The organism is Azospirillum sp. (assembly GCF_035628975.1).
Lineage (GTDB): Bacteria > Pseudomonadota > Alphaproteobacteria > Azospirillales > Azospirillaceae > Azospirillum.
The window spans coordinates 92,707-113,880 of sequence record NZ_DASPIS010000054.1 but is presented as its reverse complement, the minus strand read 5'-3'; the positions used below and the strand labels follow the sequence as shown (position 1 = coordinate 113,880).

22 protein-coding genes, 1 tRNA gene and 1 riboswitch are annotated in these 21,174 nt (G+C 69.5%); of the genes, 11 read left to right on the top strand and 12 right to left on the bottom strand.

Annotated features, from left to right (window positions below):
• Nucleotides 1-186: 186 nt before the first annotated feature.
• The 4 genes from VD964_RS12520 to VD964_RS12505 form a co-directional block, all read right to left on the bottom strand.
• The gene (locus VD964_RS12520) at nucleotides 187-615 is read right to left on the bottom strand and encodes a DUF1489 domain-containing protein (protein WP_324868915.1); all 429 of its coding nucleotides are present in this window, start codon (nucleotides 613-615) and stop codon (nucleotides 187-189) included.
• A 76-nt stretch (nucleotides 616-691) separates the two neighbouring features.
• Complete coding sequence (locus VD964_RS12515) at nucleotides 692-1,720, bottom strand: ion channel (RefSeq protein ID WP_324868914.1); 1,029 nt, start codon at nucleotides 1,718-1,720, stop codon at nucleotides 692-694.
• A 135-nt stretch (nucleotides 1,721-1,855) separates the two neighbouring features.
• Entirely contained in the window at nucleotides 1,856-2,470 is a 615-nt protein-coding gene (locus VD964_RS12510) for a 2-hydroxychromene-2-carboxylate isomerase (protein WP_324868913.1), read from the bottom strand.
• Between the two features lie 125 nt (nucleotides 2,471-2,595).
• Entirely contained in the window at nucleotides 2,596-3,309 is a 714-nt protein-coding gene (locus VD964_RS12505; RefSeq protein WP_194914381.1) for a response regulator, read from the bottom strand.
• 251 nt (nucleotides 3,310-3,560) lie between these two features.
• Here VD964_RS12505 and VD964_RS12500 point away from each other — a divergent pair, with 251 nt between their 5' ends.
• The 3 genes from VD964_RS12500 to VD964_RS12490 all read left to right on the top strand — a co-directional run bounded on the left by VD964_RS12500 (nucleotide 3,561) and on the right by VD964_RS12490 (nucleotide 6,333).
• Complete coding sequence (locus tag VD964_RS12500; RefSeq protein ID WP_324868912.1) at nucleotides 3,561-3,746, top strand: hypothetical protein; 186 nt, start codon at nucleotides 3,561-3,563, stop codon at nucleotides 3,744-3,746.
• 22 nt (nucleotides 3,747-3,768) lie between these two features.
• Nucleotides 3,769-4,020 carry a hypothetical protein gene (locus VD964_RS12495; RefSeq protein ID WP_324868911.1) on the top strand — a complete coding sequence of 84 codons (252 nt, stop codon included), beginning with the start codon at nucleotides 3,769-3,771 and terminating at the stop codon, nucleotides 4,018-4,020.
• Nucleotides 4,021-4,131: 111 nt separating this feature from the next.
• Nucleotides 4,132-6,333 carry a hypothetical protein gene (locus VD964_RS12490; RefSeq protein ID WP_324868910.1) on the top strand — a complete coding sequence of 734 codons (2,202 nt, stop codon included), beginning with the start codon at nucleotides 4,132-4,134 and terminating at the stop codon, nucleotides 6,331-6,333.
• Nucleotides 6,334-6,419: 86 nt separating this feature from the next.
• Here VD964_RS12490 and VD964_RS12485 read toward each other — a convergent pair whose 3' ends face one another.
• Nucleotides 6,420-8,483, bottom strand: a complete 2,064-nt coding sequence (locus VD964_RS12485) for a methyl-accepting chemotaxis protein (protein WP_324868909.1) — start codon at nucleotides 8,481-8,483, stop codon at nucleotides 6,420-6,422.
• Between the two features lie 235 nt (nucleotides 8,484-8,718).
• A riboswitch (TPP riboswitch) is annotated at nucleotides 8,719-8,818 on the top strand.
• Here VD964_RS12485 and thiO point away from each other — a divergent pair.
• From thiO to VD964_RS12460, 5 genes are all read left to right on the top strand, one after another.
• Nucleotides 8,810-9,991 (top strand): glycine oxidase ThiO, encoded by a 1,182-nt coding sequence (gene thiO, locus VD964_RS12480; protein WP_324868908.1) that lies wholly within the window; start codon nucleotides 8,810-8,812, stop codon nucleotides 9,989-9,991. Its footprint overlaps the riboswitch before it by 9 nt.
• Complete coding sequence (thiS, locus tag VD964_RS12475) at nucleotides 9,988-10,197, top strand: sulfur carrier protein ThiS (protein WP_324868907.1); 210 nt, start codon at nucleotides 9,988-9,990, stop codon at nucleotides 10,195-10,197. Before thiO ends, thiS begins: the two co-directional genes overlap by 4 nt.
• Before the next feature lie 206 nt (nucleotides 10,198-10,403).
• Complete coding sequence (locus tag VD964_RS12470; protein WP_324868906.1) at nucleotides 10,404-11,210, top strand: thiazole synthase; 807 nt, start codon at nucleotides 10,404-10,406, stop codon at nucleotides 11,208-11,210.
• 107 nt (nucleotides 11,211-11,317) lie between these two features.
• Nucleotides 11,318-11,761 carry a PaaI family thioesterase gene (locus VD964_RS12465; RefSeq protein ID WP_324868905.1) on the top strand — a complete coding sequence of 148 codons (444 nt, stop codon included), beginning with the start codon at nucleotides 11,318-11,320 and terminating at the stop codon, nucleotides 11,759-11,761.
• 29 nt (nucleotides 11,762-11,790) lie between these two features.
• Nucleotides 11,791-12,264 carry a hypothetical protein gene (locus VD964_RS12460; protein ID WP_324868904.1) on the top strand — a complete coding sequence of 158 codons (474 nt, stop codon included), beginning with the start codon at nucleotides 11,791-11,793 and terminating at the stop codon, nucleotides 12,262-12,264.
• Nucleotides 12,265-12,298: 34 nt separating this feature from the next.
• Here the strand turns inward: VD964_RS12460 and mgtE are convergent, their stop codons facing one another.
• Complete coding sequence (gene mgtE, locus VD964_RS12455) at nucleotides 12,299-13,735, bottom strand: magnesium transporter (RefSeq protein WP_324868903.1); 1,437 nt, start codon at nucleotides 13,733-13,735, stop codon at nucleotides 12,299-12,301.
• A 343-nt stretch (nucleotides 13,736-14,078) separates the two neighbouring features.
• Between mgtE and VD964_RS12450 the strand changes: the two genes are divergently transcribed.
• Entirely contained in the window at nucleotides 14,079-14,381 is a 303-nt protein-coding gene (locus tag VD964_RS12450; protein WP_310117469.1) for an STAS domain-containing protein, read from the top strand.
• Nucleotides 14,382-14,532: 151 nt separating this feature from the next.
• A complete protein-coding gene (locus VD964_RS12445) occupies nucleotides 14,533-15,246 on the top strand; it encodes a phosphatase PAP2 family protein (protein ID WP_324868902.1) in 714 nt (237 codons plus the stop codon).
• 101 nt (nucleotides 15,247-15,347) lie between these two features.
• Here VD964_RS12445 and VD964_RS12440 read toward each other — a convergent pair.
• A tRNA-Leu gene (locus VD964_RS12440) sits at nucleotides 15,348-15,432 on the bottom strand.
• A gap of 162 nt (nucleotides 15,433-15,594) precedes the next feature.
• Between VD964_RS12440 and lipB the strand changes: the two genes are divergently transcribed.
• Entirely contained in the window at nucleotides 15,595-16,302 is a 708-nt protein-coding gene (lipB, locus tag VD964_RS12435; RefSeq protein WP_324868901.1) for a lipoyl(octanoyl) transferase LipB, read from the top strand.
• Here the strand turns inward: lipB and VD964_RS12430 are convergent.
• The 5 genes from VD964_RS12430 to VD964_RS12410 form a co-directional block, all read right to left on the bottom strand.
• Nucleotides 16,299-16,811, bottom strand: coding sequence for a hypothetical protein (locus VD964_RS12430; protein WP_324868900.1), 513 nt, complete (start codon nucleotides 16,809-16,811; stop codon nucleotides 16,299-16,301). The genes lipB and VD964_RS12430 overlap by 4 nt on opposite strands.
• Nucleotides 16,798-17,667 (bottom strand): hypothetical protein, encoded by an 870-nt coding sequence (locus tag VD964_RS12425; RefSeq protein ID WP_324868899.1) that lies wholly within the window; start codon nucleotides 17,665-17,667, stop codon nucleotides 16,798-16,800. Before VD964_RS12425 ends, VD964_RS12430 begins: the two co-directional genes overlap by 14 nt.
• A gap of 72 nt (nucleotides 17,668-17,739) precedes the next feature.
• Nucleotides 17,740-18,030 carry an acylphosphatase gene (locus VD964_RS12420; protein ID WP_324868898.1) on the bottom strand — a complete coding sequence of 97 codons (291 nt, stop codon included), beginning with the start codon at nucleotides 18,028-18,030 and terminating at the stop codon, nucleotides 17,740-17,742.
• Nucleotides 18,027-19,775, bottom strand: coding sequence for a long-chain fatty acid--CoA ligase (locus VD964_RS12415; protein WP_324868897.1), 1,749 nt, complete (start codon nucleotides 19,773-19,775; stop codon nucleotides 18,027-18,029). The genes VD964_RS12420 and VD964_RS12415 overlap by 4 nt, the downstream gene beginning before the upstream one ends.
• A gap of 173 nt (nucleotides 19,776-19,948) precedes the next feature.
• Nucleotides 19,949-21,055, bottom strand: a complete 1,107-nt coding sequence (locus VD964_RS12410; protein WP_324868896.1) for a serine hydrolase domain-containing protein — start codon at nucleotides 21,053-21,055, stop codon at nucleotides 19,949-19,951.
• Nucleotides 21,056-21,174: the final 119 nt, after the last annotated feature.

The following is a 21,174-nucleotide window of genomic DNA, read 5'->3' as shown; positions in this document are numbered from 1 at the left end:
GGTCGAAGCCGGAAGATTAAACAGCTAAGCTGCTGTTCTTGCTTCCGTTTCTCCTCCGGCGCCGCGCTGTCGTTCAGCGCCCCGCCGTCGGTGGACCGGGTTATAGGCGCCCTCCCCCAAAACTGGCAAGCGGTTTTTTCGTCGCCCATTGCACTTTTATGTTGGATGACCGGACGGATGGTTTCGTCAGAGCAGGCCGAGCGCCCGCAACTCCGCCGCCATCTCGGCCGGCAGTTCGTCCCCCGACCCGCCCGCGGCGGACAGATCCTGGGGAGCGGCCTCCGCCGCCAGGTACCGCCAGCCCTGGAACGGACGGTGCGCGGTCGGCACCGTCGGGACACGGTCGGCGGCGAGATGCAGGGTGCAGTAGCTCTCCCCCTCCCCGTCCGTATCGGTATCGATGGCGAGGATCGGCTGGCGGACCAGGACGCTGCCCTTGATCACCCAGTAGATCGAACCGCCGGCCAGCAGTTCGTCGCCGCGCTTGGGCAGGCGGCGGGTGTAGACGGGGATGCGGGTCTCACCGCCAACGGTGGTGGCGCGGCGGTCCTGAAGCTCCGCCAGATGGTCCAGATCGCGGACACCGACGGCGAGCTTGATGAGGTGGAGAGGCATGAAGGCTGTGACGTCTCTGACGTGAAGAACGGAAGAGCCCTTAACATAGCGCGCTATGCGCGAATGTCGCCCGCCTTCAGAGAGGATCGTTGCGGTCCTGGCGTCCGACCGGCCGGGCATGGCCGATGATGGCGCTGAAGCCGAACAGAAGCAGCAGCACGCCCATGATGATCTCGACACCGCAGATCAGGCGCACCGGGCCGGACACCGGATGGATGTCGCCATAGCCGACCGTGGCGAAGGTCACGATGGAAAAATAGATGCCCTCGGCGAAGCTGATGTCGCGCCGGACGCCTTCGATCACGAAGTTCGGCTCCGCCATGAAGCGGTCCATGATGGTGTAGATGGCGCCGAACAGGATGATGCAGAGCGAATAGAAGGTCAGGAAGGCGAAGGCCGGCAGGACGAGACGGGACGATTGCTGGAAGAAGCCTTCGAACAGCAGGCCGGCATCGAGCAGGAAGATCGCGATGTCCCGCGACACCAGCGCCACGATGGCGGCGATGGCCGACATGGCCAGCAGGAAGACGGCGCCGACCGCCTGCGCTTCCATGTCCTGTCCCGGCACCAGGAAGGTCAGGGCGCCGATGCCCCAGACCGGCGCCATCCACAGGAAGATGCGGTCGAAATGACCACCCTCCCGCAGCCGCCGCGACATTACGATCCGCCGGATGTCCTCCGCCCGCCACCAGGCGCCGCCCAGGAAGGCGATCAGCGGCAGCACGAAGGCGATCGCCTGGGTCAGCGGGTTGATGTTGTGGAAATTGCTTTCCAGAAAAAAGACGAAGATGCAGGCGTAGACGCCGATGAAATTCGTCAGCGCCAGCGTGAAGAACTGGCTGCCCGGAAACAGGTAGTGGAAGGCGCCGACCACCAGGCCGACCGACCCCAGCAGGACGAAGGTCAGGTTACCCGAGACCGAACGGATCGACAGCGCGATCAGGCCCAGCAGCAATGCCGTCAGCAATGCCCCGCCCAGCCAGGATTTGGAGGCGCCCCGGTTGCCATGGGGGCCGCCGTGGGCCCCGCCATGTGAACCGGAGGGAGCCGCCGCGGGAGACGGGCTGGCCGTCCGGGGACGGCGGTCGGGAACGATCTGGTCCATGGGGCGGCAAACCGGAACTGGAGCTGGCGCCGTCGCCGACGCCACGACGAAAGTCTTACTCCACCGTTATAGCGGTTTGCCCGCCCCAACCGTCAGTGTTTTCCGCAGCTGCGACAAGGTGCGGAGCCTTCGCAGTCACCAGCCGCCGGTGGACAGCCAGCGGTCGACCATGTCGAGCCGGTCCCAGCCCCAGAAGGGCTCGCCGTCGACGATGATGAAAGGAGAGCCGAAGACGCCGCGCTCCACCGCATCGTCGGTTTCCGTGCGCAGCCGATCCTTGACCATGGGGTCCTGCAGCGCCGCCGTCACCGCCGCCCGGTCGATGCCCAGGCTGCCCAGCGTCCGGCCGGCGATCTCCGCCACCGTTTCGGCCGGGCCGATATCGCGCCCTTCGGCGAAATGCGCATGATAAAGCGCGCGGGCCAGCAGCTTCGCCTGCTCGGGATGCTCGTCGGTCAGCCAGTAGAAGGCGCGCGAGGCGGCGACTCCGTTGACCGGGGCCGAGTCGGGGAAAGTGAAGGGCGCGCCGGTCAGCCGGGCGATGCGGCCGACGTCGTGGGTCAGATACTCGCCCCGCAGCGGCTGCTGCAGGTTCGGCTTCATGCCCGTCACCTTGAAGATGGCGCCGAGCAGGACCGGGCGCCAGGTGACGGCGCGGCCATGCTTGGCCGCAAGTTCGTCGATGCGCAGGCTGGCGAAATAGCCGTAGGGCGAGGCGAAGTCGAAATAGAAATCGATGGGATCCGGCACGCGCGTTTCCTCTCCGCTGCTTGATTGGGCAGTTTTGCGGAAAGGCTAACGCGGGCGGGATTCAGCGTCCAGGGGGCGTAGGGAGCATCGGAGGGGAGGATCGCCGTTCCCCGGCCCGGGAGCTGTCAGACCGTACGCACCTTGGCGTCGAAGACATAGCCGGCGCCGCGTTCGGTCTTGATGATGCGGGGTTCCTTCGGGTTCGCCTCGATCTTGCGGCGCAGGCGCAGGATCAGCACGTCGATGGAGCGGTCGAACACCTCCGCCCCGTCGACGCGGGTGAGGTCGAGCAGCTGGTCGCGGGTCAGCACCCGCTGCGGCCGCTTCACGAAGGCGGCGAGCAGGCCGAACTCCGCCTTGGTCAGCTCCACCTCGCGCCCCTCCTGCCCGCGCAGGCGCTGGGCGGTGAGGTCGAGTTCCCAGTTGGCGAACTGGACGACGGCGCGCAGTTCATCCGGGTTGCGCGGCGGACGCGCGTCGTTGGAAACGCGGCGCAGCACCGCCTTGATGCGGGCCAGCAGCTCGCGCGGGTTGAAGGGCTTGGTCAGGTAGTCGTCGGCGCCCAGCTCCAGCCCGACGATGCGGTCGACATCCTGGTCCTTGGACGACAGGATGATGACGGGGATCTGCGATTCGGTGCGGATCTGACGGACGAGTCCAAGTCCGTCGCCATCGGGCAGGCGCAGGTCGCAGACCACGAGGTCGACAGGATCGCCGTCCAGGGCCTGCTTGGCCGACGCGGTGTCGTGCGCCGTGGTGACCCGGTAGCCTTCACCTGCCAGATATGAGGCCAAAAGCTCCCGAATCGGCTCATCGTCGTCGACCGCGAGAATGTGCATGCCTGTTACCTCCCCAAACCTTCTTATCTCACGCGCGAGCGCCACGCAATGCGTTACAACCCCGTAACGGCTGCGGCCGCCTTGCCTTCCGCATGAGTTGGTTGAAATCGCATTCTGCACCGGCGACACAAAATCACCCTTTCACGGACATTAACCAGAAACACGCTGCGGTTTAAATGCCGACCATCGAACAGGGGACGGCCGCCCGCCGCAGGGCGCCGGACCCATGCCGTGATGGGAGAAGCACAGCCATGTCGAACGTCGATCATTGCCTGGAGCGTCTGGCCCTGCTCGACCGCGCCGATCGCCTGCTGAACGAGGTGCGGGTCTATGGACAGCACGGGTCGGTCCGCGAAACGCTGGCGCAGCACCGGCTGCTGCTGGGCGAAGCGAGGCGCCACCTCGACTCGGCGCGCTCGGTCGGCCGGTTCGGCTGACGGACGGCGAGGGACCGCGACCATGCCCGGCTGCAACGCCCCGGCGCCGCTGGCGCCGCCCCAGCGCGCCCCGTCCCCGACCGCCAGGACGGCACGGCGCCTGCCCGCCGACGGCAACCGCCGTCCGGCGCAAGAGCGTTGCGCCCACCATTCCACTCACCATGCAGCCCATCATACGCCCTGCGGACCGGCCGCCCTGCCCCGCCCGGTCGCGCCGGCTCCCGCACCGCTGTGGCATATGATGATGGAACGCTGGCTGGCAGCCACGCCCTGACGGCATCCTGCCTCCCGGCACCCGATCGCCGGGCTGCGACGCTCTCCCTATTCCCGCCCGATTTCACGCCTAAGCCGGTGATCGGGAGTCACAGAAACGGAGAGACCCATCATGACCCGCGCCATCCTTCTCGCCTCCACCGCCCTGCTGATGGCGGCACCGGGCGCCCTGGCGGCGACCGGAGCGGCCAATGGACCGGGTGGCAACGGACCGGGGGGCGGGCAGCTGGCGCTGACGCGGGTCCTGCTGTCCACCGGCGGAGTCGGTTACTTCGAATACGAGGCGACGGTGACCGGCGATGCCGACCTGTCGCTGGAGGTGCGGCGCGATCAGGTCGACGACGTGCTGAAGAGCATCGTGGTCTATGACGACAAGGGCGGCGTCGGCACCATCGGCCTGCCCGGGGCGGAGCCGCTGGACACCGCCTTCCGCGAACTGCCCTTCTCGCCAGGCGACCTGACCTCTCCCGCCGCGCTGCTGAGCGCCATGCAGGGGGCGGAGGTCACGGCCGGCGGGTCGCGCCAGCTGACCGGCCGCCTGATGTCGGTGACCGAGGAGACGGTGCGGCTGCCCGGCAACGACGGCGCCACCGCCACCCGGCACCGGGTGACGCTGATGACCGCCGAGGGCTTGCGCCAGCTGGTGCTGGAGGAGGCCGACACGCTGCACTTCACCGATCCGGCGGTGCAGGCCCAGATCGACAAGGCGCTGTCGGCGGTGGCGGACAATGCCCGGCGCGAGCGGCGGCGGCTGACCGTTCACAGCAACGCGCCCCGCGATGCGCAGGCGAGCGGCGAGCGCCGGGTCCGCGTCGGCTATGTCGCGGCGACTCCGCTGTGGAAGGCGACCTACCGGCTCAGCCTCGGCACCGACGGCGCTGCCGCACAGGAAGGGAAAGCCCAGGATGGGCCGGCACAGAATGGAAATGGCGCGCTGCAGGGCTGGGCGGTGCTGGAGAATCTCAGCGGGGAGGACTGGCGCGGCGTCGACCTGACGGTGGTGTCGGGCAACCCGGTCACCCTGCGCCAGGCGCTCTACACGCCATATTTCGTCGAGCGGCCGGAAGTGCCGGTGGAGGTCCTCGGCCGGGTGCTTCCCAGCGCCGACGAGGGCACGGTGACCCTGGACGATGCCCGCGCGGCGATGCGCCCGCAGGCGGAATCGTCGCGGGCCGCGCCGCCGCCGGCCGCCGCCATGGCCGCTCCCACGCCGATGGCGCCCGCCCCCGCTCCGATGGCCGAGCCGCTGGCGAAAACGGCGCCCTATGGTTCCGCCGCCGGGACGCCGGCCGTCGCCGCCGTCCGCAGTGCCGAGGCCGGGGCCGCCGAGGGAGCCCAGGTGCTGTTCCGCTATCCGCAGCCGGTCAGCGTGCCGAACGGCGGGACCCTGATGATGCCGATCGCCGCGCGCGCCCTGCCGGTGGAGCGGGTGGCACTTTACCAGCCCGCCAGCGATGGCCGCCACCCGCTGGCCTCGCTGCGGCTGCGCAACGACGGCGACACCGCCTTGCCGCCGGGGCTGCTGACCTTCTACGACCGCGCTTCGAAGAGCGATGGCACCGGTGCTGCAACCAGCGCTTATGTCGGCGACGCCCGCATGGCGACGCTGCCGGCGGGCGACAGCCGGCTGCTGTCCTTCGCCGTCGATCAGGCGGTGACCATCGACCGCGAGGAGAAGCCGGGGCGCCGTCTGTCCCGCGCCAGCATCGCCGACGGTGTGCTGACCCTGTCGGTGACCGACCGGCAGAGCACCACCTACACCGTTGCCGGCGCCCCCGACGGTGACCGCAGCCTGATCATCGAGCACCCGCGCCGCCCCGGCTGGGAGCTTGCCGAACCGGCGGGCAACAAGCCCGACGCGACCGCCGCCGCCTACCGCCTGCCGCTGGCGGTGCCGGCCGGCAAGACGGTGACGCTGACCGCCACGCTGGAACGGCCGCGGCAGGAGCGGATCGTCCTGACCGACCTGACGGCCGACCAGATCGCCGCCCGCGCCGACGCGGCCGAACTGCCCGCGGAGGTGCGTCAGGCGCTGACCACGCTGGCCGGCCTGCGCGCCGCCGTCGCCGAGAAGGAGCGCCGCATCGCCGAGCTGGAGCGCGACCGGGCGGAGCGCATCGCCGACCAGGACCGCCTGCGTGAGAACCTGAAGGCCCTGCCGGCCGGCAGCGACCTGCACAAGCGCACGCTGGCGAAGATGGCGGAGGCCGAAAACCGCCTCGACGCGCTGGCCCGCGACCTGACGACCGCCCGAGGCGAAGCGGAGGCCGCCCGCCAGACCCTGCGCGAGCGGGTGAAGGCGCTGGCGATCTGAGGGCACGGCAGTCGCTTGAAGCCCCTCTCCCCTTGCGGGAGAAGGGCTACTCGCGTCCAGAAGTCTCGGCCCCCTCGAGGCACCCCTCAGCCGGCGCGGTCGAGCTGCTTGAGGAAGCTGATGTAGCGGTTGATGTCCTCCATCCGCCGGGCGTGGTCGTTCAGGTCGGACAGGCGGCCTTCGATGGCCCGCTGTGCGCCGTCCACCTCGTCGATGACGGCGTTGATGTCGGTCTGCAGGGCGTGGGCGGCGGTGGCGGCCTCGTCCATGCGGACGCTGGTGTCGTCCAGCTGGCTGCCGACCGAGCGGACGGAGGTCACCACCTGATCGATGGCGCGGCGGGTGTCGCCCAGCGTCTGCTTGGTGTCGTTGGCCAGCTTGCGCACCTCCGCCGCGACCACCGCGAAGCCCCGCCCCGCCTCGCCGGCCCGCGCCGCCTCGATGGTGGCGTTCAGCGCCAGCAGGTTGGTCTGGCTGGCGATGCCGTCGATCACCGACAGAACCTTTTCGATGCTCTTCACCACGGTGGACAGCTGGCTGAATTCACGGACCAGCTCCTCCTTCCGTTCGGCGTGGCCTTCGAACAGGCCGGCATGGCGGGTCAGCGTCGCCTCGATGGCGGACATGGAGCCGCCGATGCGCGCGGCGTAGCTGGCGGTTTCCTGGACGCCGCTGTTCAGCGTGACCAGGGCGTCGAGGTAGCTGTGCATCCGCTCGATCACGCTGTTGCGGATGCGGCTCAGCAACTCAAGCCGGTTGTAGCGGGTGGCGATGAAATAGCTCTGAAACCGGGCGTAATGGACCGGAAAGCGGTCGACCATGTCGTCGGAAAAGGTGGTGCCGGGCGGGACCTCGAAGAACATCAAGGCCGACAGGGTCTGGTTGATGTTGATGCCCAGCAGTTCGCCGAAGGTGGAGAAGCCGGCGGCAGCCAGCCCGTCGAAGGCATGCACCCGCGACAGCTGGTCCGGGTTGTTCAGACGGCGCAGGATGCAGTCGTTCAGGATGGCGCCCACCGGCCGCGGCTTGTCCCGCAGATAGGCGGCGAGGTCGTCCTCCGTCTGGCGGACGAAGTCGGTGGCCTCCACCAGGCACAGCGAATCGCCGGGGTTGACGTCGCAGTAGAAGGCGACCTCCCCCTTCTCGAAATCGAAGCCGGAGATGGAGCGCACGAACAGCTCCCCCTCCATCTCGATGGCGAAGGTGTTCTTGGCGAGCTTGGCCGGAAGCTCCTGCGGCTTGCAGCGCAGCGCCTTGGCCAGCGCGTCGATGAAGCTCACCACCTCGAAGCCGTCGCGATCGATCACGCCGCGCACGATGCGGCGCATCGGGTCGGCGTCCACCACCGCGAAGCGGGTCTGGGTCGGACGGAAATTCTGCGACTTGAAGATGCCGTAACGGATGCCGGGCGCCATCTTCAGGAAGATGGTCAGCGCCGAGTTCTCCAGCACGCGCTGGCCGTCGAACAGGCGGGTGTGGCGGAAGTCCAGCGTGCCGCCGGCCGAACCGCCGATGAACAGGCAGGGGAAATGGCCGGAGCGGTAGACCGCCTCCATGAACCAGCTTTCGCTGGCCGACAGCCCGTCGATGAAGGTCAGCGCCACCGTGTCGTGGCTGTCGACCGCGAAGGGAACGCGGACGCGGTCCAGTTCGCCGCGGATCACCTCCACCCGTGCAGGGACGTCACGGGTCGGCCGGCCGCCGCGCAGATCCTCGCAATGCAGCGGGACGGCATGGATGCTGATCCCCGCGAACAGGCGCGGGCTGAAGGATTGCAGGACCACGCTGTCCCAGCGGTCGCCGGCCTTGCGGTAGAGCGGCTGTCCGTCCGCCGCGCACAGCTCGCCCGCGGTGGAGACCAGCACCAGCTGCGTGGCCGGCGGCAGGGCGGAGCGCACCGCGCGGGCGGTGGCCGCAAAATCGACATGCGGCGAGACGAAGCCGACCACCAGCGCCGGGGCGCCGGCGGCGAAACCCAGCCCGTCCAGTGCCGCGGCGCCGATCTGTGCGGCCGGCAGGCAGAGGCTGCAGATCGGCGCCTCCGCCGGTCCGGCTGCGGCGGTCGCGATGGCCGTATTGCCGGACTCGGCAGCATTCGGAACGGTACCGGAGGCGGCGGTCGCGGAGTCGGAGCGGAAGAAGGACAGCATGGCGGGCGATTCCTCGGACGTCTTGTTTGATTCCGCATGCCAGCCGCGTCGATCGTTTCGCCGACGCCCTGCCACCGGAAATTTTGCGGATAGTTTAGCTCCCGATCGGTGGCTTCGCTCATCGGGGGAACTCCTTATCCAGCCGTGGCATGGGGTCGCACGCCTTGATGGGCCGGGCAGATGGGCCGGGTGCCGATTCCGCTTGTAGGGCCAGCGAAACATTGGCATAAGGCAAACCATAGGCCTGGGGTGCCGTGCGGTGGTCGCGCGGCTGAGAACACACCCATCGAACCTGTCTGGGTAATTCCAGCGAAGGGAGCCGCCGCATGATCCATGCGCCAGATCCGCATCCATTTTCCGTTCCCGATTCCGGAATCCGTCCCTCCGTCGCCGTCATCGGTGCCGGCTGCATCGGCCTTGCCATCGCCTGGAGGCTGGCGTCGGCCGGCTGCCGCGTCGATCTGTTCGAACGGGGACAGGCGGGCCGCGGCGCCACCCATGCAGCCGGCGGCATGCTGGCCGCCTGCGTCGAAACCGAACCGGGAGAGGACGGGCTGCTGCCGCTGACCCGCGCCTCCCAGGCGCTGTGGCCGGACTTCGCCCGCGACCTGGAGGCGGCGAGCGGCATGGCGGTGGACCTGCGCACCGAAGGCACCATGGTCATCGCGCTCAACGCCGACGATGCCGCCAAAATCCGCTTCCTGCACGGTTTCCAGCGCGACCTCGGCCTGCCGGTGGAGTGGCTGGGCGGGGCCGAGGTGCGGCGGCGCGAGCCCTTCCTGCAGCCGGGCGTGGCCGGCGCCCTGTTCTGTGCTGGCGATCATCAGGTCGACAACCGCAAGGTCGCAGCCGCCCTGCAGCGCGCCGCCCTGGCCGCCGGTGCCCGCCTGCATGAGCAGTGCGGCGAGGTGGCTCTGGCGGTGGAGGGCGGTCGCGCGGTTGGTGTGCGTGTTGCTGCAACTCTGCACCGGGCCGACCGAGTGGTTCTGGCCGCCGGGGCCTGGTCGGCCGGCGTGCCGGGCCTGCCGCCCGCCGCGAAGCCGCCGGTGCGGCCGGTCAAGGGGCAGATGGTCTGCCTGCGCATGGACGCCCGTCTGCCGCTGCTGCGCCATGTGGTGTGGACGCCCGGCACCTATCTGATCCCGCGGCTGGACGGCCGTCTGCTGATCGGCGCCACGACGGAGGAGCGCGGCTTCGACGACCGGCTGACCGCCGGCGGCCAGTTCGCGCTGCTGGAGGGGGCATGGCGCGCGCTGCCCGGCATCGCCGAACTGCCGATCGAGGAGGCCTGGGCCGGTTTCCGCCCCGGCAGCCGCGACGACGCGCCGATCCTGGGCGAGAGCGGCATTCCCGGACTGATCCACGCCACCGGCCACCACCGCAACGGCATCCTGCTGACCCCGGTGACCGCCGACGGCATCGCCCGGCTGGTGCTGACCGGCGAGACCGACCCGCTGTTGCGCCCCTTCGCCGCCGACCGCTTCGTTGCGGCGGGAGCCGCCGCATGAGCGCCGTCCTCCGCATCAACGGCCGCGAAGAGCCGCTGTCCGCCGCGTCGGTGGCCGAACTCCTGGCCGCGCGCGGCATCGCCGCAGGCGCGCCCGGCGTCGCCGTCGCCCTGAACGGCGCCGTGGTTCCCCGCCGCCGCTGGCTTGAGACCCCGCTCCAGCCCGGCGACAGCCTGGAAATCGTCCGCCCCATCCAGGGCGGCTGACCCCCTGATCCTCCCTCTCCCGCCCCGCGACACGGGAAGAATCCCCTCTCCCCCCTGGGGAGAGGGTTAGGGTGAGGGGGATGCGCTGCAGGACTTTCCCAAAGGTCCCGCCGTGCACCCCCTCACCCCGACCCTTTCCCCGGGGGGAGAGAGGGGATTTCCCCGGGCTGGTCGCCGAAGGAGAGGGCCTTTGAAAGGCTCCCACCATGCCCCAATCCACCCCCGACACCCTCACCATCGCCGGACGCGGCTTCGGCTCGCGGCTGTTCCTCGGCACCGCCGGCTATCCGAACCAGCAGGTGATGCTCGACGCGCTGGAGGCCAGCGGCAGCGAGCTGGTCACGCTGGCGATCCGGCGCATCAGCCTGGACGGTTATTCGGAAAGCCTCGTCGACGTGCTGGCCCGCGCCACCGCCGGGCGGCCGACCGGCCCGGTCGGGCTGCTGCCCAACACCGCCGGCTGCATGACCGCCAAGGAGGCGGTGCTGACCGCCCAGCTGTCGCGCGAGGCGCTGGACACCCCCTGGATCAAGCTGGAGGTCATCGGCGACCGCGAGCTGCTCTATCCCGACGTGGAGGAGCTGCTGCGCGCGACCGAGGAATTGGTGAACGACGGCTTCGTCGTGCTGCCCTATTGCAACGACGATCCCGTCACCTGCCGCAAGCTGGCCGACCTGGGCGCGGCGGCGGTGATGCCGCTGGGCGCCTTCATCGGGTCCGGCCTGGGCATCCGCAACCCGCACGCCATCGAGACGATCTGCGCCCGCAGCCCGGTGCCGGTGGTGCTCGATGCCGGCATCGGCACAGCGTCCGACGCGGCGCTGGCGATGGAACTGGGCTGTGCCGCGGTGCTGCTGAACACCGCCGTGTCGAAGGCGCGCGATCCGGTGCGGATGGCGGCGGCGATGCGCGACGCGGTCGCTGCCGGGCGCGGCGCCCATCTGGCCGGCCGCATGCCGATGCGCGCCTATGCCGAACCCTCCAGCCCGCAGATGGGCCTGATCGGCAGCTGACGGCGAAGGGGCGTGCCTCTTGCGGTTGTCCAATCGGCCGCTTGATCCGGCGCGGCGGCTGACGCAGGCTGTCGCGAACCGCCCCTCAAGCCGGAGACCTTCCGACCGTGCCCGCCACCTTCGAACCCCGTACCCACGACTGGAAGGCGCGCTGCCTCGCGTCCTTCGAACAACAGCCGATCTGCAGGACGCTCGGCATCGAGATGGCGGCGATGGAGCCCGGCTTCTGCGAGATGCGGCTGCCCTTCCGCGCCGACCTGACGCAGCAGCACGGCTTCTTCCATGCCGGCATGGTCAGCACGCTGGCCGACAATGCCGGCGGCTATGCCGCGCTGAGCCTGATGCCCGCCGGGGCGGAGGTGCTGGCGGTGGAGTTCAAGATCAACCTGATGTCGCCGGCCAAGGGCGACGTCATGATCGCCCGCGCCCGCGTGGTGAAGCCGGGCCGCACCCTGGTCATCACCCAGGTGGAGGTGTCGATGCTGGACGGCGGGGTGGAGAAGGACTGCGCCCTGATGCAGCAGACCACCTTCTGCGTGATGCCGAAATGACGGTCCAACCGGTTCGAAAGGAGTTTCCCATGCTGTCCGCAAACCTGCCGTCCGCCCGCAAGGCCGCCCTTCTGCTGGCCGGCGGCCTTACCGTTTTCGCCGCGGTCTCCACCCCGGCGGAAGCCAAGGATCCGCCCTCCTGTGCCGCCATCTCCTTCCGTCCGCTGCCGACCGGCACCCCGGACGGCGAGCAGGAAACCGGCCTCTACAAGTCGCGCTTCGGCAAGATCGAGGTGAAGGCCGACGTCAAGGGCGGTCTGGCCACCAACTATTACATGGTGCTGAACGGCAAGAAGGTGGACGGCCCGGCCACCCCGCCGAAGTTGTCCGACGCCTGCCTGGAATCCAAGCACGTCAAGCTGCCCTTCGCCAAGCAGGCCCAGGGCGCCTGCACCGGCAGCCGGTTCCGCGTCGTCGTCGACCGATCCGGCGCCAAGCCGGTCGCCGCCTTCTTCGGGCTCCAGGGCGAGGACTGGGCCTACTGCAGCGCCACCACCCTGTAAGGCGCGCCGCTTCCCAGCCATCCCGGGGCTGCGCTCACAGCAGGAACGCCGACGCCAGCCCCAGGAAGGCCAGGAAGCCGATCACGTCGGTGATGGTCGTCAGGAACACCGCGCTGGACACCGCGGGATCGACGCCCAGCTTTTCCAGCCCCAGCGGGATCAGCGCGCCGCTGAGCCCCGCCACCACCAGGTTGATGATCATGGCGAGTCCGATGACGATGCCGATCATCGGGCCGTACCAGACCAGCGCGATCACTCCGACCATCACGGCGAAGATGCCGCCGTTGATCAGGCCGACCAGCAGTTCCTTGCCCACCACCCGCATGGCGTTGGCCGACGACAGCTCGTGCGTCGCCAGCGCGCGGACGACGACGGTCAGCGTCTGGGTCCCGGCATTGCCGCCCATGGAGGCGACGATGGGCATCAGCACCGCCAGCGCCACGATCTGCTCGATGGTGCCCTCGAACAGCGAGATGACGCCCGACGCCAGGAAAGCGGTGGCGAGGTTGACGGTCAGCCAGCCGACACGGCCGCGGGCGATGTCGGCGATGCCGCTGAACACGCCGGTGTCGCCCGACCCGCTCAGCTTGCGCAGGTCGTCCTCCGCCTCCTCGTCGATGATGCGGACGACGTCGTCGACGGTGATGACGCCGATCAGCCGGCCGGAAGGATCGACCACGGGGGCGGAGACCAGGGCATATTGGCGGAACAGGTTGGCGACCTCCGCCCGCTCCATGGTGGCGGGGATCGCGTCGACCTCGCCGGTGACCAGATCGGCGATGCGCACGGCCCGGCGCTGGCGCAGCAGGCGCGACAGCGGCACCGCCCCCACCACCCGGTGCATCGGGTCGACGATGAAGATGTCGTAGAAGTCCTCCGGCAGCGTGTCGGTCGCCGCCCGGACGAAGTCGATGGTCTTGCCCACCGTCCAGAATTCCGGCACCGCGACCAGCTCTCGCTGCATCATGCGGCCGGCGCTGTCCTCGTCGTAGGTCAGGTTCTCCTGCACCAGGGCGCGTTCGGCGTCGGGCAGGTTCGCCAGGATCTGCGCCCGCGTCTCCGCGTCCAGATCCTCGATCAGCTCGACGGCGTCGTCGGTGTCGAGGTCGGCGACGGCGGCGGCCAGCTCCTGCGGTTCGAACCGTTCGATCAGCGCTTCGCGCAGGTCCGGGTTCAGGTAGGACAGCACCTCGCCGTCCAGCTCCGCCGGCAGCAGGTCGATCAGGTCGGCGCGCTCGGCCGGATCGGCCTGCTCGATCAGGTCGGCGATGTCGGCGGCGTGCAGTTCCTCCAGCCGCGCCAGAACGGCGTCGCGTTCGCGGGCGCGCAGCAGGGCGACGATCTCTTCCACGAATTCCGGATCGACGCCGTAGGGACGTTCGTCCTCCGCCTCATGACCCACGGCATGATGTCCATGGGGATGGGCGGCGCTGTCCGGCCGCAGGTCCGGCGTGTGGGGATCGGTGTGCATGCCGGCACCCTCCCTTCGACGATGGCAACGCCCGAATGCCGGCACGGACACCGACGGCACGGCAAAGGCGACGCGGCTCCGCGGCAACGGACGGCAGGCCGGCGGCGTTCGGGGTTTGCGGGTTGTGGAAGGCCTCCGCGCGGTACCATGGTCCCGGCGCAGAGGACGGGAACTGCACCGGCGGGGCGCCCCCGACATAGAGCCGCCGCCCCCGTTTGTCCAGCCCGGTCGGGCAAGGAACGGCCGTTCCCGGTGCTTTTCCCACCATACTCTTGCGCCGCAACAACCCTTCGTGTTCCCATCACGGCGTGCCGCATCATGGGGAGAGGGGCCGGACGCGCCTATGGAGTATGCCTTCACCACCGTCGGCGACCGCGACGGCATCCTGCTGTCGGGCCGTTGCACCTACGAGGACGGCAACCGCTTCCACGACATGCTGCGCGATTGGGACTTTGCCGCCAGCCCGGTGGTGCCGATCGACCTGCGCTTCGTCACCTTCATCGACTCCGCCGCCATCGGCATGATGTTCATCCTGGCGAACCGCTGCCGCGAGGCCGGCGGCCACATCGTCGCCAGCGGCGCCGCTCCCCACATCGTCCGCGCGCTGCGCCGCGCCGCACTCGACCGTTACATCGAGTTCCGCTGAGGGGAACTGCCGCCAGCGGTCCGAATTCGGGGAGGGTGGCACCCCGAACCGCTCCGTTCAGGGCCCGGACGGCGCCTTCGGATGCGCCGTTGACCCGCCTTGTCATAAAACCGCAACACTGGCCGGCACCCCATCCACCCGTGGAGTCGCCGTGGAGACCCTGCATCGTCTCGACCAGACCCTGCTCCTGTGGCTGAACCAGTTTGCGGGCCACAGTGCGGCGCTGGACATGGCGGTGCGCGGGATCGCCAACATCTATCTGATAAAGCTGGGCGTGCTCTGCGCCGCCCTGTGGTGGCTGTGGTTCCGCCGCGACGACATGGAGGGCGGGCGCCGGCTGGTGGTGGACGCCCTGACCGCCGTGGTCCTGGCGGTGGCGGCATCCATCGTGATCCAGGCGGTGATGCCGGCGCGGCCCCGCCCGCTGCATGATGCCGGCCTTGCCTTCGTCCCGCCCATCGGCCAGAGCCGCGAGGCCCTGAAGAACTGGAGTTCCTTCCCCAGCGACAACGCCGCCCTCGCCTTCGCGCTGGCCGCGACCTTCGTCCGCGCCTCACGCCCTTGGGGGTTGCTGGCCTGCCTGTGGGCGGCGGCGATCGTCAGCCTGCCGCGGGTCTATCTGGGCCTGCATTACCCCGGCGACGTGACCGGCGGCGCCCTGATCGGCATCGCCAGCGCCTATGCCACCGCAAGGCTGCTGCCGATGGGCGGCATCCACCGGCTGGCGGCCTGGGCGGAGGAGCGCTGGCGGCCCTGGTTCTACAGCGGCGCCTTCCTGGCGATCTACGAGATGATGGTGCTGTTCGAGGATGTCCGCCGCGCCGCAGGAGGTGCGGCCAAACTGCTGCGCGCACTGATCGGATAGGCGTGGGAAAACGCGGATACGAAAAAGCCCGCTCGGTCTTGCGACCTGCGGGCCTTTCGTCTTTCCCGTATCCCCGGGATGGTCCCATCTGCATGGGAGAGTGGTGCGGTCGAGAAGACTCGAACTTCCACGGGTTGCCCCACAGCGACCTCAACGCTGCGCGTCTACCAATTCCGCCACGACCGCATCAGGCTGGTAGTTCCCGACGTCCGCTTGCGCGCCTCATCGGGTGGAGCGGGTAGATATCAGCTTCCCGACGGTCGATCAAGCGCTACAATCATCGTTCGCGAAGAAAAATTCGGAACGGCCCTCCGGCCGCTCCGCCGACATCGTTAGAGACCGGATCGAATGACCTCCCCGACAAGCCCGCCTGCCAGCCTGTCCGTCAGTCAGCCCATCGAGTGGCGCATCTCCGACGAGCCGGTGCCCTACCCCGACGCCATCGCCGAGATGGAGGCGCGCGTCGAGGCGATCCGCGCCGGCACCGCGCCGGAGATGGTCTGGCTGCTCGAACACCCGCCGCTCTACACCGCAGGCACCAGCGCGCGGGACGAGGATCTGCTGGAGGCCGACCGTTTCCCCGTCTACCGCAGCGGCCGGGGCGGCCAGTACACCTATCACGGGCCGGGACAGCGCGTGGCCTACGTCATGCTGGACCTGAAGGCGCGTGGCGCCGACATCCGCGGCTTCGTCCGCGACCTGGAGGACTGGATCATCCGCACGCTCGCCTCCTTCAACATCAAGGGTGAGCGGCGGGAGGGCCGTGTCGGCATCTGGGTCGACAAGCAGCCCTATGGCGGGCTGAAGGGCCAGGAGGACAAGATCGCCGCCATCGGCGTGCGGGTGCGGCGCTGGGTCAGCTTCCACGGCATCGCCCTGAACGTGGAGCCAGACCTGTCCCATTTCGGCGGCATCGTCCCCTGCGGCATCGCCGAGCATGGCGTCACCTCCATCGTCGCTCTGGGCCAGCTGGTGACGATGGAGGATGTCGATTCGGCCCTGATCGCGGCCTGGCCGGAGGTGTTCGGCGGCGCGATGCGGGGGGAAGACGCCTAGTATTTCTGGAACCCGCCGGCGGCCGGGGTACCGGCCTGATCGCCGGCGGGGTTCACCCGCGGATCCTTGTTGTCCATCGACTGCACGGTGCAGGCGGTCGAATCGCCGTTGCGGAACAGGTAGATCTTCTTCCGGTCCGCCTTCCGGTCGGGATCGTTCAGGTTCAGCCCATGGCCGAAGGCGACGCCCAGCACCTCCCCCTTGAAATAGGCGCGGAAGCGCAAAGGCGTGATCTCGGTGAAGCGCAGGGCGGCGCAATCCCGGCTCAGCTCCTTCTCGAACTTGCCGGCCTTGCGCCAATCCTCCTTGGAGCGGATCGTCATCCATTGCGGCGGCAGCGGGAACTGCACGATGGGCGGCGCGATGGGCAGGGTGGAGCCCGGCTGCGGCGGCGCCTGATGGCCCGGCTCCGTCCGCTCCAGCGCACCGGCCAGCGCCGGAGCGGCGCCCGGCAGCATCAGCCCGCACAGCAAGCCGGCGGCGATGAGGCGCGCCTCAAATCCGGACATCGAACCCACGCTCCCTGATATCGCCGGCCGGCTTTTCCGTCGCCGGCACCGGTTTGGCAGATGCTGCGGTCGCCACGTCTGCCAGCAGCCCGGAGAGCGACAGGGTCAGTTCCAGCGCCCCGCCATCCTCCTCCGGCGCGCCCAGCGGCGACAGGGTCAGCGTGCCTTCCAGCCCCTGCGGCGGCTTCGTCATCGCCTGGGACAACGCCTCCATGACGCGGCCCAGATCGTCGATGGCGACCCGGTCGGTCCCGACCGTCAGCCCCTTCCCCGGCCGGATGGCGGAGCGAAGGACGCCGAGCACGCCTGCCAGCCCCTCCCCCTTTTCCTCCGCCGGCACCCGCGCCAGCATCAGCGCGGCATCGTCCAGCCTCACATCCACTTGCCCGGCGGCGAGGGTGAGGCCGATCCCGCTCACGTCGACCGCCACATCCTGCCGGTCACCCTCCGCCAGCGGCCGCAATTCGCCTGCCCGTCCATCCAGCGCCGCGACGGCAGCCCGGCGCTCCGCGTCGCCGAAACGGGCGACCAGCGCCGTCTCCACGGCATCGGTTCCATCCATGCCGAAGGCGGCCAGCAGCCGGCCCAGGTCGCGGGCCAGCGCCTGGATCGCCGGTTCCAGCCGGTCGGCAAGATCGACGCCCGGCGGTTCGGACGGCCGCGCCGGCGCATCCTCCACCGCCTCCGCCCCAAGGCTGAGGCGGACGGCCGCGTCACGCCCCGGCACGCCCGCGGACTTCGGTGCCGGTGCAGCCGCGGCTCCGCGCGCAGCCTTGCCCTTCGCCTCCGCCGCCTTGGCGAAGACGCCGGTGAGCATTGCCTTCATGCCGGCCACATCCGGCTTCCTTGCGGTCATCCTGGCGGTTCCTCAAACCACGGCGACAGCCAGCATGCCGTCGTCATGGTTAGCGGAACGCTAATGCGGACCTTACGCCGTCGGCCGCTGTTCGAAGCCGGCCATGCCCGGATCCTGCTCCGGTTCGGAGACCACGTCGCGGACGATGGCCGACGGCGGGCCGCGGCGGCAGGCCACCAGCATGCGGTCGACGGCGTCGGCGGGGCCGGCGAACAGCGCCTCTACCGTGCCGTCGGTGCGGTTGCGGACCCAGCCGGTCAGGCCCAGCCCGCCCGCGGTATCGACGGTCCAGCCGCGATACCACACCCCCTGCACCTTGCCCTGGACGCGGACACGGACCGCCTTCCGTTCGGCGCCGCTCATGCGGAACCGCCAGTCGCCGCGGCGGCGTCACGCTTGCTCCGCTCCTCGTCCAGCAGGGCCTTGCGGGACAGTTTTCCGATCATCGTCTTGGGCAGCTCCCGGCGGAATTCCACGAATTTCGGCATCTCGATGGGCGACAGTTTGTCCTTCAGGAAGGCGTGCAGTTCCTCGGCGGTCAGGCTCTGCCCCTCGTCCAGCCGGACATAGGCCTTCACCGTCTGGCCGCGATATTCGTCCGGCACGCCGGCCACCACGCATTCGGCGACGGCGGGGTGCAGGTAGATCGCCTCCTCCACGTTGCGGGGATAGACGTTGAAGCCGCTGCACAGGATCATGTCCTTGATGCGGTCGACGATGGTGGTGTAGCCGTCCTCGTCCATCACCCCGACGTCGCCGGTATGCAGCCGGCCGTCGACCAGCGTCTCAGCCGTCTCGGCCGGGCGGCGCCAATAGCCCTTCATCACCTGCGGCCCGCGGATGCAGACCTCGCCCTTCTCGCCGGGCGGCAGCACCCGGCGCGGCTCCTCCAGGCTGACGATCTCCACGATGGTGCCGGGCAGAGGCAGGCCGATGGAGCCCTTCTTCTCGCTGTGCAACACTGCCGGGTTGACCGTGGCGACGGGCGAGCTTTCCGACAGGCCGTAGCCCTCGACCAGCGTGCAGCCGGTGGTGCGCTCGAACGCCTCCTTCACCTCCAGCGGCAGCGGGGCGCCGCCCGACATGCAGAAGCGGATGGAGGACAGGTCGAACTCCTTCAGGCGCTTGTGGTGGTTGATCGCCGTGTAGATGGTGGGAACGGCGGGGAACAGGGTGATCCGCTCCTTCTGCAGGGTACGCATCACCTGCTCCAGCTCGAAGCGCGGCAGCAGGACGATCTCCGCCCCCAGATGCAGGCCGAAATTCATCACCGCGGTCATGGCGAAGACATGGAACAGCGGCAGCACGCCCAGCATGCGCTCCTGCCCGTCGTCGTCGCCCTCGCCGGGCTTGCGCTCCTTCGCCGCGTACCAGGTCGCGCACTGGATCGTGTTGGCGTAGAGGTTGGCGTGGGTCAGCATCGCGCCCTTCGGCACGCCGGTGGTGCCGCCGGTGTATTGCAGGACCGCCACGTCCTCGCGCGCGTCGATGGCGACCGGCGCCGGCCGGCCGTCGTTGGCGACCAGCTGGGCGAAGGGGATGTGGCGGTCGTCGCGCGGGACCGCGGCGATCTCCGCCTTCTTGGCGATGGGAAACAGCCAGTTCTTCGGGAAGGGCAGGATATCGGCCATGCGGCAGATCACCAGCCGCTTCAGCCCGGTCTCGGCCAGCATCCGCGCCATCTTGTCGTACAGCAGCTTCAGGTCCAGCGTGACCATCAGGTCGATGTCGCTGTCGCCGATCTGGTGGACCAATTCGCGTTCGGCATAGAGCGGGTTGAAGTTCACTACCGTGCCGCCGGCCTTCAGGATGCCGAAGAAGGCGATGACGTAATAGGGGGTGTTGGGCAGGAACAGCCCGACCCGCGTGCCCTTCCCCACCCCGATGGCCTGGAAGCCGCGGGCGGCGCGGTCGACCAGTTGCCCAAGCTCGCGGTAGCTGGTGCGCTTGCCCAGGAAATTCAGGCAGGGCTTGGCGCCATGGCGGGCGACGGCGCCGTCCAGCAGCTCCGTCAGCGGCCGGGCCGGGATCGGCATCGCCCAGTCCACCGTCGGCGGGTAGGAGGCCAGCCATGGATGATCGGGCAGTGTGCGGGCGGCTTCTCCCATGCGCGTTTCCTCCCCAATGTTCGTTTCCGGATGCCGGTTTGCCCCGGCTCCGCCACACCCCGAAGTCTATGCGCCGGAGTGGAGGATTGTCCCCTGGAGAGGAGATGGTTACGCGCAAAGTCCGAACAAGCGGGGGCACCGGCGGGAGATGAACGGAAAGGCGCAAGTGCCCCCTAACGCCCGCCACGCAGCCGGTGCAGCACCTCCACCGCCATCCATTCGGCGAGGTTTCCGTCCTCGCCGTCCAGGAAGACGGCGACGGAAACCGGGACCGGCCCCGGCGTATGATAGGCGACGGGCGTCACCCCCGGACCGCCGCCGGTGTGGCCCCAATAGGGTCCGGCCGCCGGGTCCAGTTCCATCATCAGGCCCAGGCCATAGGACGGCTCCACCCAGGGCCTGCCGGCCATCGGTCCGCCGACCGGCAGGGCATCGCGCATCCGCCGCAGCAGCGCACCGGGCAAATAGTCCTCGGTCAGCCCATGGACCAGCCGGCAGGCATCGGACACCGTCATCGCCACCACCCCATGCGATACCCAGCCGGGATGATAGGCCTTCGCCACCGGTGCGCCGCCGAAGGTCGGGCTCGGCCCGAAGAACAGCCCGTCGAGGTCGGAGCGATCGCGCAGCAGCGCTGCGCTGGACAGGCCGAGCGGGGCGAAGACCTCGCGCGCCAGCATCTCCGCCAGCGGGAGGCCGCCCGCCCGCTCCAGCAGCCGGCCGACCAGCAGGTAGCCGATGTTGGAATAGGCGAAGCTGCCGACCGGCGGTCCATCGGTTCCTCCGATCACACCGCAGCGGGCCAGGAACTCGTCACCGTTCCACGGCTCGCCGCCGGCGGCGACGGCGGCGTGATAATCGGCCCGCCCGCCATAATCGGGCAGCCCGGCCCGGTGCATCAGCAACTGTGCGACGGTGACCGCCCCCGGCCGGCCCGCCAGTTCGGGCAGCCAGCGCTCCGCCGCCCCGTCCAGATCGACGGTGCCGCGCGCGGCCAGCCGCAGCACGGCGGCGGCCAGGATGGTCTTGGTCAGGCTGTAGACCAGGGCACGCCGCTCTGCCGCGTCCTCGACTCCCTTCTCGCCGCGCAGCGCGCGCCGCCGCAGCACCAGCGTGCGCAGTGGCTCCGCATCGGCGCCGCGCCCGCGGAGAATGGCGACCAGCGCGGTGCCGGCAGGGGCCGGGCTCGTGCTCTCCTCCTCCAGCAGGCCGGCCAGGGCGGTTTTCAGCAGCCCCAGGTCCATATCGGCCTTCGCCGCGTTGCTGTCGTCCTTGCCCATCGCCTGCCCGCTCCCGTCCGCTTGGTCCTGCTTGTCGTCACCGATAAGAAGGCTGTTTCGCGGCAAAAGGAAATCCGGTCCGGTCCCACTGGGGCGCCCATCAGGTTGGCCGTTAACCA

What these genes read in the sequence shown, in the direction of transcription:
- VD964_RS12520 (WP_324868915.1), bottom strand. Translation starts at nt 615, where the DNA reads ATGCCTCTCCACCTCATCAAGCTCGCCGTCGGTGTCCGCGATCTGGAC.
- VD964_RS12515 (WP_324868914.1), bottom strand. Translation starts at nt 1,720, where the DNA reads ATGGACCAGATCGTTCCCGACCGCCGTCCCCGGACGGCCAGCCCGTCT.
- VD964_RS12505 (WP_194914381.1), bottom strand. Translation starts at nt 3,309, where the DNA reads ATGCACATTCTCGCGGTCGACGACGATGAGCCGATTCGGGAGCTTTTG.
- VD964_RS12500 (WP_324868912.1), top strand. Translation starts at nt 3,561, where the DNA reads ATGTCGAACGTCGATCATTGCCTGGAGCGTCTGGCCCTGCTCGACCGC.
- VD964_RS12495 (WP_324868911.1), top strand. Translation starts at nt 3,769, where the DNA reads ATGCCCGGCTGCAACGCCCCGGCGCCGCTGGCGCCGCCCCAGCGCGCC.
- VD964_RS12490 (WP_324868910.1), top strand. Translation starts at nt 4,132, where the DNA reads ATGACCCGCGCCATCCTTCTCGCCTCCACCGCCCTGCTGATGGCGGCA.
- VD964_RS12485 (WP_324868909.1), bottom strand. Translation starts at nt 8,483, where the DNA reads ATGCTGTCCTTCTTCCGCTCCGACTCCGCGACCGCCGCCTCCGGTACC.
- thiO (WP_324868908.1), top strand. Translation starts at nt 8,810, where the DNA reads ATGATCCATGCGCCAGATCCGCATCCATTTTCCGTTCCCGATTCCGGA.
- thiS (WP_324868907.1), top strand. Translation starts at nt 9,988, where the DNA reads ATGAGCGCCGTCCTCCGCATCAACGGCCGCGAAGAGCCGCTGTCCGCC.
- VD964_RS12470 (WP_324868906.1), top strand. Translation starts at nt 10,404, where the DNA reads ATGCCCCAATCCACCCCCGACACCCTCACCATCGCCGGACGCGGCTTC.
- VD964_RS12460 (WP_324868904.1), top strand. Translation starts at nt 11,791, where the DNA reads ATGCTGTCCGCAAACCTGCCGTCCGCCCGCAAGGCCGCCCTTCTGCTG.
- mgtE (WP_324868903.1), bottom strand. Translation starts at nt 13,735, where the DNA reads ATGCACACCGATCCCCACACGCCGGACCTGCGGCCGGACAGCGCCGCC.
- VD964_RS12450 (WP_310117469.1), top strand. Translation starts at nt 14,079, where the DNA reads ATGGAGTATGCCTTCACCACCGTCGGCGACCGCGACGGCATCCTGCTG.
- lipB (WP_324868901.1), top strand. Translation starts at nt 15,595, where the DNA reads ATGACCTCCCCGACAAGCCCGCCTGCCAGCCTGTCCGTCAGTCAGCCC.
- VD964_RS12430 (WP_324868900.1), bottom strand. Translation starts at nt 16,811, where the DNA reads ATGTCCGGATTTGAGGCGCGCCTCATCGCCGCCGGCTTGCTGTGCGGG.
- VD964_RS12425 (WP_324868899.1), bottom strand. Translation starts at nt 17,667, where the DNA reads ATGACCGCAAGGAAGCCGGATGTGGCCGGCATGAAGGCAATGCTCACC.
- VD964_RS12420 (WP_324868898.1), bottom strand. Translation starts at nt 18,030, where the DNA reads ATGAGCGGCGCCGAACGGAAGGCGGTCCGTGTCCGCGTCCAGGGCAAG.
- VD964_RS12415 (WP_324868897.1), bottom strand. Translation starts at nt 19,775, where the DNA reads ATGGGAGAAGCCGCCCGCACACTGCCCGATCATCCATGGCTGGCCTCC.
- VD964_RS12410 (WP_324868896.1), bottom strand. Translation starts at nt 21,055, where the DNA reads ATGGGCAAGGACGACAGCAACGCGGCGAAGGCCGATATGGACCTGGGG.